General features: G+C 62.1%; 13 protein-coding genes. 8 read left to right on the top strand and 5 right to left on the bottom strand.

Annotated elements, in window-relative coordinates; genetic code table 11:
- Nucleotides 1-224 precede the first annotated feature (224 nt).
- From sdhC to ACSW29_RS11455, 4 genes are read left to right on the top strand one after another with little or no spacing between them, the layout of a single operon-like run.
- Nucleotides 225-629, top strand: a complete 405-nt coding sequence (gene sdhC / locus ACSW29_RS11470; RefSeq protein WP_020969155.1) for a succinate dehydrogenase, cytochrome b556 subunit — start codon at nucleotides 225-227, stop codon at nucleotides 627-629.
- Nucleotide 630: 1 nt separating this feature from the next.
- A complete protein-coding gene (locus ACSW29_RS11465) occupies nucleotides 631-1,086 on the top strand; it encodes a succinate dehydrogenase hydrophobic membrane anchor subunit (protein WP_003940699.1) in 456 nt (151 codons plus the stop codon).
- A gap of 15 nt (nucleotides 1,087-1,101) precedes the next feature.
- Nucleotides 1,102-2,853 carry a succinate dehydrogenase flavoprotein subunit gene (gene sdhA / locus ACSW29_RS11460; RefSeq protein ID WP_347872040.1) on the top strand — a complete coding sequence of 584 codons (1,752 nt, stop codon included), beginning with the start codon at nucleotides 1,102-1,104 and terminating at the stop codon, nucleotides 2,851-2,853.
- Nucleotides 2,853-3,620, top strand: coding sequence for a succinate dehydrogenase iron-sulfur subunit (locus ACSW29_RS11455; protein ID WP_230812409.1), 768 nt, complete (start codon nucleotides 2,853-2,855; stop codon nucleotides 3,618-3,620). The genes sdhA and ACSW29_RS11455 overlap by 1 nt, the downstream gene beginning before the upstream one ends.
- Before the next feature lie 53 nt (nucleotides 3,621-3,673).
- Here the strand turns inward: ACSW29_RS11455 and ACSW29_RS11450 are convergent, their stop codons facing one another.
- Nucleotides 3,674-4,696 carry a LacI family DNA-binding transcriptional regulator gene (locus ACSW29_RS11450; protein WP_347872039.1) on the bottom strand — a complete coding sequence of 341 codons (1,023 nt, stop codon included), beginning with the start codon at nucleotides 4,694-4,696 and terminating at the stop codon, nucleotides 3,674-3,676.
- Between the two features lie 75 nt (nucleotides 4,697-4,771).
- Between ACSW29_RS11450 and ACSW29_RS11445 the strand changes: the two genes are divergently transcribed.
- From ACSW29_RS11445 to ACSW29_RS11430, 4 genes are read left to right on the top strand one after another with little or no spacing between them, the layout of a single operon-like run.
- On the top strand, nucleotides 4,772-5,563 hold the full coding sequence (locus tag ACSW29_RS11445; RefSeq protein WP_448277263.1) for an SDR family oxidoreductase: 792 nt from the start codon (nucleotides 4,772-4,774) through the stop codon (nucleotides 5,561-5,563).
- Nucleotides 5,563-6,603, top strand: a complete 1,041-nt coding sequence (locus tag ACSW29_RS11440) for a Gfo/Idh/MocA family protein (protein WP_448277262.1) — start codon at nucleotides 5,563-5,565, stop codon at nucleotides 6,601-6,603. Before ACSW29_RS11445 ends, ACSW29_RS11440 begins: the two co-directional genes overlap by 1 nt.
- Nucleotides 6,600-7,466: a TIM barrel protein gene (locus ACSW29_RS11435; RefSeq protein WP_029254998.1), complete on the top strand. Its 867-nt coding sequence runs from the start codon at nucleotides 6,600-6,602 to the stop codon at nucleotides 7,464-7,466. The genes ACSW29_RS11440 and ACSW29_RS11435 overlap by 4 nt, the downstream gene beginning before the upstream one ends.
- Nucleotides 7,463-8,464 carry a Gfo/Idh/MocA family protein gene (locus tag ACSW29_RS11430; RefSeq protein WP_448277261.1) on the top strand — a complete coding sequence of 334 codons (1,002 nt, stop codon included), beginning with the start codon at nucleotides 7,463-7,465 and terminating at the stop codon, nucleotides 8,462-8,464. The genes ACSW29_RS11435 and ACSW29_RS11430 overlap by 4 nt, the downstream gene beginning before the upstream one ends.
- A 58-nt stretch (nucleotides 8,465-8,522) precedes the next feature.
- Here ACSW29_RS11430 and ACSW29_RS11425 read toward each other — a convergent pair whose 3' ends face one another.
- The 4 genes from ACSW29_RS11425 to ACSW29_RS11410 all read right to left on the bottom strand — a co-directional run bounded on the left by ACSW29_RS11425 (nucleotide 8,523) and on the right by ACSW29_RS11410 (nucleotide 12,617).
- Entirely contained in the window at nucleotides 8,523-9,335 is an 813-nt protein-coding gene (locus ACSW29_RS11425; RefSeq protein WP_007727336.1) for an ATP-binding cassette domain-containing protein, read from the bottom strand.
- A 3-nt stretch (nucleotides 9,336-9,338) separates the two neighbouring features.
- Nucleotides 9,339-10,397, bottom strand: a complete 1,059-nt coding sequence (locus ACSW29_RS11420) for an ABC transporter permease (protein WP_003940759.1) — start codon at nucleotides 10,395-10,397, stop codon at nucleotides 9,339-9,341.
- A 63-nt stretch (nucleotides 10,398-10,460) separates the two neighbouring features.
- Nucleotides 10,461-11,462 (bottom strand): substrate-binding domain-containing protein, encoded by a 1,002-nt coding sequence (locus ACSW29_RS11415; protein WP_317825352.1) that lies wholly within the window; start codon nucleotides 11,460-11,462, stop codon nucleotides 10,461-10,463.
- Nucleotides 11,463-11,621: 159 nt separating this feature from the next.
- Nucleotides 11,622-12,617 (bottom strand): LacI family DNA-binding transcriptional regulator, encoded by a 996-nt coding sequence (locus ACSW29_RS11410; RefSeq protein WP_448277260.1) that lies wholly within the window; start codon nucleotides 12,615-12,617, stop codon nucleotides 11,622-11,624.
- Nucleotides 12,618-12,703: the final 86 nt, after the last annotated feature.

The raw sequence follows: 12,703 nt of genomic DNA, 5'->3' as shown, positions 1-12,703 counted from the left end.
GGATGCAGAAACCACGCCGTAAGCGTCTCTCGGAGATTGGAAAGGCAAACCTTACAAAGAGTTTGGTACGCGTACGAATCCCGCATCTGATTAGTTCCCGGTTTCACATAGGTTTAGAGTCTGAGTCAAGTCGGTTCAGGATCCCGTCGAGCCCGGGCTGAGGTACATCGAAGCTCTCTGCAGGCTCGACGCGTCCACCAATGACGTTGGAGGCACAGCACTCGATGAGTACTACGACTGAAGCCGCTCCTCAGAAGGAGCGCACGAGGTCGCTTTACCGGGGCGACCCCGGAATGTGGTCCTGGGTTCTACACCGGATCACAGGCGTCGCTACTTTCTTCTTCCTATTCGTACACGTTCTCGATACGGCACTGGTTCGGGTCAATCCCGACACGTACGACGCCGTCATCGACACGTACAAGAACCCCCTCGTCGGCCTCATGGAGATCGGCCTCGTCGGCGTAGTCCTCTACCACGCCCTCAACGGCGTGCGCGTGATGTTGGTGGACTTCTGGTCGAAGGGCCCGAAGTACCAGCGCGTCATGCTCTGGACCATTCTGACGATCTGGTTCCTGGTGATGATCCCAGGCGCCGGACGCATCCTCATCAACATGTTTGCGGAGCACTGACATGGCGACTACTCACGGACCCGAAGCCAAGAGCCTGGGCACCTCATACGACCGTCCGGCAAGCCTGGACAACCCGCGGTCCCCGCGTGCGAAGGCTCGGAACAACTTCGAGTTGTACGCATGGCTGTTCATGCGCTTCTCCGGTGTCGCCCTGATCGTTCTGGTCCTGGGCCACATGTTCATCATGCTGATGCTCGACGGTGGCGTTCACCGTCTGAACTTCGCATTCGTCGCAGGTCGCTGGTCCAGCCCGTTCTGGCAGTTCTGGGATCTGACGATGCTGTGGCTGGCACAGCTGCACGGCGGCAACGGCCTGCGCACGGTCATCGCGGATTACTCCCGCAAGGACTCCACGCGCTTCTGGCTGACCACGATCCTCGTTCTCTCGATGATCCTGATCATGGGCCTGGGCACGTACGTCATCTTCACCTTCGACCCCAATATCTCGGCGAGCTAGGGGAGCACAGACTTCATGCAGGAACATCGTTATGACGTGGTCATCGTCGGCGCCGGCGGCGCAGGCATGCGTGCGGCAATCGAAGCTGGCCCCCGTGCCCGCACAGCCGTACTGACCAAGCTCTACCCCACCCGCAGCCACACCGGCGCGGCCCAGGGCGGCATGTGTGCCGCACTGGCGAACGTGGAGGAAGACAACTGGGAGTGGCACACCTTCGACACCGTCAAGGGCGGCGACTACCTCGCCGACCAGGACGCCGTCGAGATCATGGCCAAAGAGGCCATCGACGCGGTGCTCGACCTCGAGAAGATGGGCCTGCCGTTCAACCGCACGCCCGAAGGCAAGATCGACCAGCGTCGATTCGGTGGACACACCCGTGACCACGGCAAGGCACCCGTCCGCCGTGCGTGTTACGCAGCCGACCGCACCGGTCACATGATCCTGCAGACGCTCTACCAGAACTGCGTCAAGCACGACGTCGAGTTCTTCAACGAGTTCTACGCGCTCGACATCGCCATCACCGAGACCGAAGACGGCCCGGTTGCCACCGGTGTCATCTGCTACGAGCTCTCGACCGGCGAGCTGCACATCTTCCACGCCAAGTCGATCATCTTCGCGACCGGCGGCTCGGGACGCATGTACAAGACGACGTCCAACGCGCACACCCTCACCGGTGACGGAATGGGCATCATCTTCCGCAAGGGCCTGCCCCTCGAGGACATGGAGTTCCACCAGTTCCACCCGACAGGACTCGCCGGTCTCGGCATCCTGATCTCGGAAGCTGTCCGTGGTGAAGGTGGCATTCTCCGAAATGCCGACGGTGAGCGCTTCATGGAGCGCTACGCCCCCACCATCAAGGACCTCGCTCCGCGTGACATCGTGGCTCGTTCGATGGTCCTCGAAGTCCTCGAAGGCCGCGGCGCCGGCCCGAACAAGGACTACGTCTACATCGACGTGACGCACATCCCCGAGGAAGTTCTCGACGAGAAGCTCCCCGACATCATGGAGTTCTCGCGCACCTACCTCGGTGTGGACCCCGTCAAGGAGCCCGTGCCCGTCTACCCGACGTGCCACTACGTCATGGGTGGTATCCCCACCAAGATCAACGGTGAGGTTCTGCGCAACAACGACGAGGTCGTCAAGGGCCTGTACGCCGCCGGCGAATGTGCCTGCGTCTCCGTGCACGGTGCAAACCGCCTCGGCACCAACTCGCTCCTCGACATCAACGTGTTCGGCCGCCGCGCCGGCATCGCTGCAGCCGAGTACGCGAACTCCACCGAGTTTGTCGACCTGCCGGAAACCCCGGCCGCGATGGTCGAAGACTGGGTCGGCGTCATCCTGTCCGATCACGGCCACGAGCGCGTTGCGGACATCCGCACCGAGCTGCAGCAGTCGATGGACAACAACGCCTCCGTCTTCCGCACCGAAGAGCGCCTCACCCAGGCACTCAAGGATGTGCGTGCTCTCAAGGAGCGCTACAACCACATCACGGTCCAGGACAAGGGCAAGCGCTACAACAGCGACCTGCTCGAGGCCATCGAGCTGGGCTTCCTCCTCGAAATGGCAGAGGTCACCGTCGTCGGTGCCCTCAACCGCAAGGAATCGCGTGGCGGCCACGCTCGCGAGGACTTCCCGGATCGCAACGACGCCGAGTACATGAAGCACACGATGGCGTACAAGGAGGGTGACGGTCTGCTCTCCGACATCCGTCTGGACTACAAGCCGGTGGTCCAGACCCGCTACGAGCCGATGGAGCGTAAGTACTGATGTCTGCGCCTGCTGTAGATGCACCAAAACTCCCCGCTGTTCCTGAGGGGGCCGTCATGGTCACCCTCAAGATCGCGCGGATGAACCCTGAATCGGGCGAGGGTCAGCACTGGGACAGTTTCCAGGTTCCGGCACTGCCCACCGACCGTCTGCTCAACCTGCTGCTGTACGTGAAGGGTTACCTCGACGGCACCCTCACATTCCGTCGCAGCTGCGCACACGGAGTCTGTGGATCGGACGCCATGCGGATCAACGGTGTGAACCGTCTGGCCTGCAAGCTGCTGATGAAGGACATGCTCCCCAAGGACGGCAAGCCTGTCACCATCACGGTCGAGCCCATCAGGGGCCTGCCCGTCGAGAAGGACCTGGTTGTCGACATGGAGCCCTTCTTCGACGCATTCCGCGCCGTGAAGCCGTTCCTCATCACCAGTGGCAACGAGCCCACTCGTGAGCGCATCCAGAGCCAGCACGACCGTGCTCGTTTCGACGACACCACCAAGTGCATCCTCTGCGCATGCTGCACCACGTCGTGCCCCGTGTACTGGAGCGACGGCAGCTACTTCGGTCCCGCTGCCATCGTGAACGCACACCGGTTCATCTTCGACAGCCGTGACGAGGCCGCTTCCGAGCGTCTCGACATCCTGAACGACAAGGACGGCGTGTGGCGTTGCCGCACCACGTTCAACTGCACCGATGCGTGCCCTCGCGGCATCCAGGTGACAAAGGCAATTCAGGAAGTCAAGCGAGCGCTGCTCTTCGCTCGTTAGGCCTTCGGCCTGTGCGCGGTTAGGGAGTCTCCGGACTCCCTAACCGCGCACAGCTATGTCGGGGGCATGTTGAGCGGAGTCACGACCTGAACCGGTGACGTCGTAAACCCGAAGTGGGCGCCCATGGCGCCGTGCTCTTTCATGACCACCTGAGCGGCTGTGCGAAGATCCGCCCGCAGATCGTGGTGTAGCACCGCCGATATTCGCCTCTCCCCCAGCAACTTTCGATTGTCTCCGTCGAGATCGTGGGCGACGAAGACGGAGCACTCTCGATTCAGTTCTTCGAACGCGTCGACCGTGGCCAGGTTGCCGCCACCGATCGAATACACAGCACGGATCTGCGGATCGGATTCGAGCGCTGCCCGCACCAGTTTCCTACTCGTCTGGTCCAAACCGTCACTGTTCGGAATGTCGATCAAACGTCGATGCGGAGCCGAAACGCGCATGGCGGAGCGAAATCCCATCTCCCGTTCTTCCTCTCCGCGAAAGAATCCGCTGCTCATGCTGACCAGCACGTTGCCGTCCCGATCCCCCAGCCACTGATCGATCAAATACGCGGCGGTGGCTCCGGCGGCTCGGTTGTCGATGCCGATGTAAGCGGCTCGCCTGCTGCCGGCAACGTCGGTCACCAACGTGACGACCGGAATCCTCGCCGCTACGAGCCGATCGATCGCCGCCACGACTTCGAGAGTGTCGGGAGCCTTGACGATGACACCGTGGGACCCGCGTCGGCGAATCTTGTCGAGCGTCGATGTCATCGCTTCTACCGAACCGGTCTCACGAAAGTGAAACCTGGAACGAACAACAGCGGGCGCAAGGGTCGGCAGTTCGGCCTCGAGCGCGTCGCGGACGGCGTCGGAAAACCTTGCTGGAGTTTGCAACACGACATCGACGATGAATGTTCGACCGACCAGTTTCAGTTGCGAGCGTTGACGTTCCAGGTCCGTGATCGCCTGGCGAACCTCCGATCGTGTGCCCTCGCGAACTCCAGGACGGTCGTTGAGCACCCGGTCGACCGTTGCCTCACTCAGGCCCGACTGCTGGGCGATCTCCCGCACTTTGAATCGATGCGCCACAACTACCTCACAATGATGGATATTTGATGGTTTTTCGCTGTTGCTCGAGGTCTTCCTCACAGCCAGACTAAACCCATGACTTCTCCGCCGGGCGTAACCAGGCCCGCACTCCTGGCCGACACCGTCTTACTGGTCAGTGGCGGCTCGCAAGGCATCGGCGCCGGAGTCGTACGCGCCGCAGTCCGTGAGGGCGCTCAGGTGGCTTTCACCGGCCGACGCCGTGACGTCGGAAAGGCTCTCGAGGCAGAACTTCCGGGAACCCACTTCATCGAAGCCGATGTGGCGCAAACGGATTCCGCACTCGCTAGCGTGGCCGAGACGATCTCTCACTTCGGCCGTGTGGATGCTCTGGTCAATTCCGCCGGGCTCACCTCCCGCGGCACGCTGCTCGACACCACCGAGGAACTCTTCGACCAGCACATCGCGGTGAACCTTCGCGGTCCGTTCTTCACGATGCAGGCAGCAGTGAAGAACATGCGTGAGCGTGCGGTTCCCGGGTCCATCGTCAACATCATCTCCACGTCCGAACTCGGTGGCCAGCCGTATCTCGCGCCGTACGTCGCAGCGAAGGCCGGGCTGGCGGGACTGACGCGCAACGCCGCCCACGCGCATCGCTGGGATCGTATCCGGATCAACGGTCTCGACATCGGGTGGACACAGACCGAGGGTGAAGACCTCACGCAGAGAGCTTTTCACGACGCTGGTGACGACTGGCAGGAACGCGCGGGCAGCACCCTCCCCATGGGCAAGCTCGGACAAGTCGACGAAATCGCCGACTTTGTCGTCTTCCTGCTCTCCGATCGCAGCGGAGTCGTGACGGGTTCGATCATCGACTGGGACCAGAACGTCTTCGGAGGGCTGGACTGATGGGCGCTCGCATCGGAGTCATCGGGCTCGGAAGAATCGGCAGCTATCACGCCCGAAACCTGCTCGCGATGGATGGTGTCGACTCGCTGGTCGTGAACGACGCCGACGCGCGTCGAACCTCGGACGTGGCAACCGAACTCGACGTGGAGTTCGCTGCCGATCCCGACGCGCTGTTCGCTTCAGGAGTCGACGGCGTTCTGATCGCCGCGTCGTCGAGTTCACATGCCGATTTGATCGAAGCCTCTGTCCGCCGGGGTATCCCGACGTTCTGCGAAAAGCCGGTCGCCGACTCCATCGAATCCTCCGTTCGTGTACTCGAGGCTGTCGAGCAGACCTCGGTACCGGTCCAGATCGGATTTCAGCGCCGCTTCGATCCGTCATTTGTGTCGGCGTACGAAGCAGTTCGATCCGGACAGCTCGGTTGGATCCACACTCTCCGATCGACCACCCTCGATTCCGCTCCCCCACCGATCTCGTACATCGAGCACTCCGGCGGTATCTTCCGCGACTGCTCGATCCACGATTTCGACATCGTCAGGTGGGTCAGCGGCCGCGAAGTCACCACGGTTTATGCCACTGGTTCGAATCAAGGTGATCGTGCGATTGCGAATGCCGGTGACATCGACACCGCTGCAACGGTTCTCACTTTCGATGGCGGGACCATCGCGGTCGTGTCGAACACCCGCTACAACGGCCGCGGCCACGACTGCCGGCTCGAGGTACTCGGCTCGAGAGACTCCGTCGCTGCGGGACTCGACGATCGTTTGCCGCTCCGCTCGCTCGACCCCGGAATCTCGTTTCCCTCGAAGGAGCCGTACACGTTTTTCATGGACCGTTTCACGTCCGCCTACCGTGCGGAACTCGAAGCATTCCTGGGCGTAATCGCCGGGCGGCGGGAATCACCGTGTACGCCGGCAGATGCGGTCGAGTCGGCCTGGATTTCCGAAGCTGCAACGTACTCACTGCGCCAGGGTAGGCCCGTGGCGATCACCGAAGTCCAAGATCTGTTCCTTCACAACAAGAATGAGGCACACACATGAGCACTCCCCGCATCGCCGGCGCACCGATCTCCTGGGGTGTGTGTGAAGTCCCGGGCTGGGGCTACCAGCTCGACCCTGCGCAAGTCCTCCGGGAAATGCGCGAAGTCGGTCTGGCGGCAACGGAAATCGGACCGGAGGGCTTTCTGCCGACTGCACCCGCCGAAATGGCCAAGGTGCTCGCGGATCACGATCTGAGCGCAGTCGGCGGGTTCGCACCGGTTCTGCTGCACGATGACGATCATGATCCGGTGCCCGGCATCTCCCCCATCCTCGACGGTTTTGTCGCCTCGGGTGCCGAGGTTTTGGTTCTGGCCGCCGCGACGGGTTCCGACGGCTACGATTCACGCCCGGAACTGGACGAGCAGAGTTGGAAAACCCTGCTGCACAATCTCGATCGCCTCACCGACGCCGCGGCCGAGCGTGGAATCAGGGCAGTTGTCCACCCTCACGTCGGAACGATGATCGAGCAGCGCGACGAGGTCCTGCGAGTGCTCGACGGCTCGGCCATCCCCCTGTGCCTGGACACCGGCCACCTGTTGATCGGCGGCACCGATCCTGTCGACCTGGCGCGTCAAGCTCCCGAGCGCATCACCCACGTGCATCTCAAGGACGTCGACGATGCCCTCGCATCACGCGTTCGCAGTGGTGAGCTCACCTACACCGACGGCGTGAAGGCGGGAATGTACCGTCCGCTCGGTGGCGGCGACGTCGACATCGCCGGTGTCACAGCCATATTGCAGCGCCACGGTTTCGACGGATGGTACGTGCTCGAGCAGGACACCATTCTGACCGAGGCTCCGTCCGACGAGGGACCGGTGCGTGACGTGCGAGCCAGCGTCGAGTATCTGCGGTCGGTTCTGTGACACCTACCCCGTTGCGGATAGGCATTCTGGGAGCCTCACGAATCGCCGAGAACGCGATGATCAAACCTGCAACGGCCACCGGGCACCGCCTGGTGGCCGTTGCCGCACGCAACCCCGAGCGTGCCAGAGCGTATGCGGCACAGCATGGGATCGACAGGGTGGTCGGTTCGTACCCGGAGCTGATTTCGGATCCGGAGGTGGACGTCGTCTACAACGCGCTGCCCAACAGCCTGCACGGCCCGTGGAATCTCGCCGCCATTCAGGCCGGCAAGAACGTGCTGACGGAGAAACCGTTTTCGAGCAATGCGGTGGAAGCACAGGCGGTAGTCGAGGCAGCACGCGTGAGCGGAGTGACACTACTCGAGGGTTTCCACTACCTCTTTCATCCAGTGAACCGGCGCCTGCTGGATCTGGTTCGGAACGGCGCCGTCGGCGAATTAACTCGGGTGGAAACGGTACTGCGGATGCCGACGCCCGCCGCGAACGATCCGCGGTGGGAACTTGCCTTGGCGGGTGGGTCGCTGATGGACCTGGGCTGCTACGGATTACATGCTTCCCGGATGCTGAGTGACGTGTGTGGTGGGGCGCCGGTGGTGACCGCGACCCGTCACGAGGAATACGTTCCGGGAGTCGATTCGTGGTTCGACATCGAACTCGAATATCCCAGCGGTGCCACGGCATCCGTGGTGACCACGATGTTGGACGAGCGGTATCACTTCACCTTCCGGGTCTTCGGAACCAACGGAGACGTCCTGGTGCACAACTTCCTGCAGCCGGACGTGGACGACCGCGTCTCCGTCACGGTCGGTGGGCGCACGAGCGTCGAGCATCTGGGCACCAAGTCGTCGTACACCTACCAACTCGAGGCCCTGGCCGATCATCTGGCCGGGGACTCGACACTTCCCATCGGCCCGGCCGATGCGCTCGCCAACATGACGATGATCGACGAGGCGTACATGCATTCCGGCCTCGGGGTTCGGCCGACTACCACCCTCTGACGAAACGACCACTGCCTCGGTTCGATTCGAACCGAGGCAGTAGTTGTGACGTTCTGATCTAGCGGCGAAGCTCGTGGGTCAGTGTCTCGAGCTCGTCACCGCCTGCCATCTCCTTGGTCAGTTCTTCGAGCGAGATGTCGTCGTACTTGGCGTCGAGCTTCTGACGTCCTCGGTTGAGGAGTACGAAGTGATCGCCGACCATGTACGCGTGGTGCGGGTTGTGCGTGATGAAGATGACGCCGAAACCCTGCTCCTTGGCGGCGGTGATGTAGCGCAACACCATTCCCGATTGCTTGACGCCGAGCGCTGCTGTCGGCTCGTCGAGAATCAGCACGCGGGCGCCGAAGAAGATGGCGCGGGCGATGGCAACACACTGACGCTGACCGCCGGAGAGGCTGCCGATCGGTGCGTCGACGTCAGGCAGTTCGATGCCCATCTTCGACAGTTCCGAAAGAGTCGTCGCGCGCATCGCGTTGGCGTCGAGCGACTTGATCAGGCCGCCTTTGCGCAGTTCCTGCCCGAGGAAGAAGTTGCGCCACACCGGCATCAGCGCAACGACGGCGAGGTCCTGGTAGACCGTCGCGATGCCTTTGCCGAGCGCTTCTTTCGGAGAGTGGAACGTCGTGGGTTCGCCGTCGACGAGCAGTTCACCTTCGCTCTGCTGGTGTAGACCCGCGATGATCTTGATCAGCGTGGACTTGCCTGCGCCGTTGTCACCGAGCACGCCGGTCACTTCACCCGCGCCGACGCGCAGGTTGATTCCCTTGAGCGCGATGATGTTTCCGTATTGCTTACCGACGTCCTTGAGCTCGATCAGTGGCACGTTGCCGCCCGAGTTCGAGAGAGCGGGAACTTCAGCTGTGGTACTCATGTGTCACCTTTTCGCAGCGTAGTTGCGGAATGCGTTGTTGGCGATGACCGCGAACAGCAGCATGGCGCCGAGGAAGAACTTGAACCAGTCCGGGTTCCAGCCTGCGTAGACGATGCCCTGGTTGGTCATACCGAAGATGAATGCACCGATCGCAGCGCCGATCGCGGTTCCGTAACCACCGGTGAGCAGACAACCGCCGATGACTGCGGCGATGATGTACAGGAACTCGTTACCGACTCCCTGGCCGGACTGAACGGTGTTGAACGAGAACAGCAGATGCATGCCCACGAACCAGGCAGCAAAGCCGACGGTCATGAACAGACCGATCTTGACTGCCGTCACCGGCACACCGATCGCGCGGGCACTGTCCTGATTGCCCCCGACCGCGAAGATCCAGTTGCCGATCTTGGTCTTGAACAAAACAAACGTGGCAATCGCGGTGAACAGCAGCCACCACACGACCGTGATCTTGACGGACACCCCGAAGACCGAGAACGACGACGCGAATACCTTTTTCGCGGAATCGAATCCGGCCATGTCGGAGACGCTGGGTGTGGCCACCTGACCACTCACGAGCTTGGTGACGGCCAGGTTGATACCGGTCAGCATCAGGAACGAACTCAAGGTGATGAGGAAGCTGGGAATCTTCGTCTTCATGACGAGGTAGCCGTTGAAGAATCCGACAGCGAGCGAGACGACCAGCGCCAGAATCGCGCCCACCCACAGATTGAGGTGCAGGTTGTAGGCGATCATCGACGCGGCGAGCGAGGACGTGGTGACTGCGACGCCGGCGGAGAGGTCGAACTCGCCGCCGATCATGAGCAGGGCGACCGCGCAAGCCATGATGCCGATCGTGGAGCTGGAGTAGAGCACTGTCGCAAGCGCTTCCGGAGTTCGGAACGGTGCCGCGACGATACAGAAGAAGATGAAGATGGCGATGGCGCCGACAAGTGAACCCATCTCGGGGCGGAGCAGCAGACGCTGAATGCGTTTTTGCTCCTTCACCCGTTCATCGGTCACGACTTTGTGGGCGGCAAGGTCGAGATCTGCCTGAGTGGACATGATTTCCCTTCCGTGCTGGACAGGCGCACGGCGGGCGGATTCTCAGCCCTCCGTGCGCCCGGATCAGCGAGTTCCGTTCTTGGCGTACTCGGCGACCGAGTCAATGTTGGTGTTGTCGATGAACGCGGGTCCGGTCAGGGTCGGCAAGCCGCCGCCGATCACGTTGCCGTTGTTGAGGTAGAGCCACAGCGAATCGACGGCGAGGTAGCCCTGCAGGAAGGGTTGCTGGTCCACTGCCCACTGCACGTCACCGGATTTGATGGCGTCGACGAGAGCCGCGTTCGTGTCGAAGGTGACGACCTTCGCCTTGCTGCCCGCATTGCCGACCGACGTCACGGACGTCAAGGCAAACGGCGCACCGAGCGCGAGAACTCGATCGATTGCCGGGTCCTGTTGAAGTTTCGCGGTGATGGTCGACTCCACCGACGGCATGTCCTTGCCGTTGACGTTGAGAATCTCCGTCGTTCCCTTGAACGACTTCTTCACACCGGCACAGCGCGATTCGAGGCTCACGTTGCCCTGCTCCTGAATGACGCACAACACCTTGGTGGCACCTTCGGTGTTGAGTCGCTCGCCGGCAGCTTCACCGGCAATCGACTCGTCCTGACCGAAGTACTCCTTGACGCCCATGTCCTTCCAGGTTTCGAGGCCCGAGTTGAGGGCGACCACCGGAATGCCCGCGGCGGTGGCACTTTGGACCGCGGCAACCATGGCGTCAGGCTTCGCGAGGGTGACGGCGATCCCGTCGACCTTGCTGTCGATCGCACTCTGAACCAAGTTTGCCTGGTTCGGCGCCTCGGGATCGGCGGAGTACCGAAGTTCGATGTTGTCCTTCGCCGCTGCGGTTTCGGCACCCTTGCGCACCAGATCCCAGAACGTGTCACCGGGAACTTCGTGGGTGATCATCGCAATGGTGGCGCGGGGCGTGTCCGCCGTACCCGCGCCCATCCCGGATCCGGAAGAATCCGGCTTACCACCGGTGCTGGAACAGGCGGCCAGACCCAGGACCACGACTGAGGCTCCGGCCAGTACGGCAACGCTCTTGCGCCCCGTGAGAAACGACATGTGAACTCCCTCTCGACATCAACCAACGGCCCGCGAACGGATGGTGCTCGGTTGTATGTGAAAGATGTAATACCCGTCACAGTCGAATGTCAATAGTTTGTTCTGACATTAGGACTGCTTATCAAAGGCAGGCTACCCGAATGCAGTGAAAATGCCAGGTCAACGCACTGAGGGTCCAGTTGAACCTCGAACCACCAGTTGTGGCTGCACGACTATGTCCTTGCCCAAGAGTCCACTTCCGGCGTCGAGACGTTCGGAGATCCGCTCCACCGCGGCGCCGCCCAGAAACGCCGTGTCCTGCCCGACACTGGTCAGATCGATGTGCGCCAAACCCGCCAATGCACTGTTGTCGAATCCGATCACGGAGACGTCGCCGGGCACCGAGACTCCGGCACGCAAGAAGACGTCCAGGACTCCGAGCGCGCAACGATCGTTGAAAGCGAAGACCGCCCCGGGTAACCCACCCTCGACCATCGACCTGGCGGCAGCTGCGCCGAACTCCTCCGTGAGACCGCCCGGAAGGATTCTCGGCTCCAGACCTGCCGCTCGCATGGCCTTGCGGTAGCCCTGACGCCGTTCCTGGGCGCCCGGGCCTCGCCCGCCGTCGACGTGGGCGATCGAGCCGTGCCCGAGTTCGACGAGGTGATTCACGGCCATCACCGCGCCCGCCTCGTCATCTGTTCGGACAACATCCACGTGCACTGACGACATCTTCCGTGCAAGTACGACAACGGGAACCTTGTCGGCCAGGTCGACGATCTCTGCTTCCGGCGCCTGTGAACCCAACAGCAAGATCGCCTCACACCGGTCGTCGAGCAGGGTCCGCGTTGCACGAGAATCCGGCCGTCGCTCCGAGACCGCACTGAGGACGACGTCGTAGCGCGACCGTTCGGCGGCCACATAGATTTCGTCGAGCAGCTCCGCGTGAAATGTTTGCGCCGCAACGTAACTGACACCGATCAGGCGGCTGCGATGTTGGCGCAGCAGTCGCGCCGCGTTGTCGGGTCGATAGCCGAGTTCGTCCGCGGCCGCCTTGACCCGTACCCGCGTCGCATCGCTGGCACCCGGGACATCACGAATGACGATGGACACCAGTGCGCGTGACACTCCGGCCAGATCGGCAACATCCTGCAAGGTGGGGCGTCGACTGTTCACCTCAACAGACTAGATCGTTCCAGCAAATATGCACGCAAACGTTGACGCGCGCCGCAACCGGCGCTTTACTGGCATCACTAGAACGA

Source organism: Rhodococcus sp. GB-02 (assembly GCF_053470465.1).
This window is presented reverse-complemented; position numbering and strand designations above follow the sequence as displayed.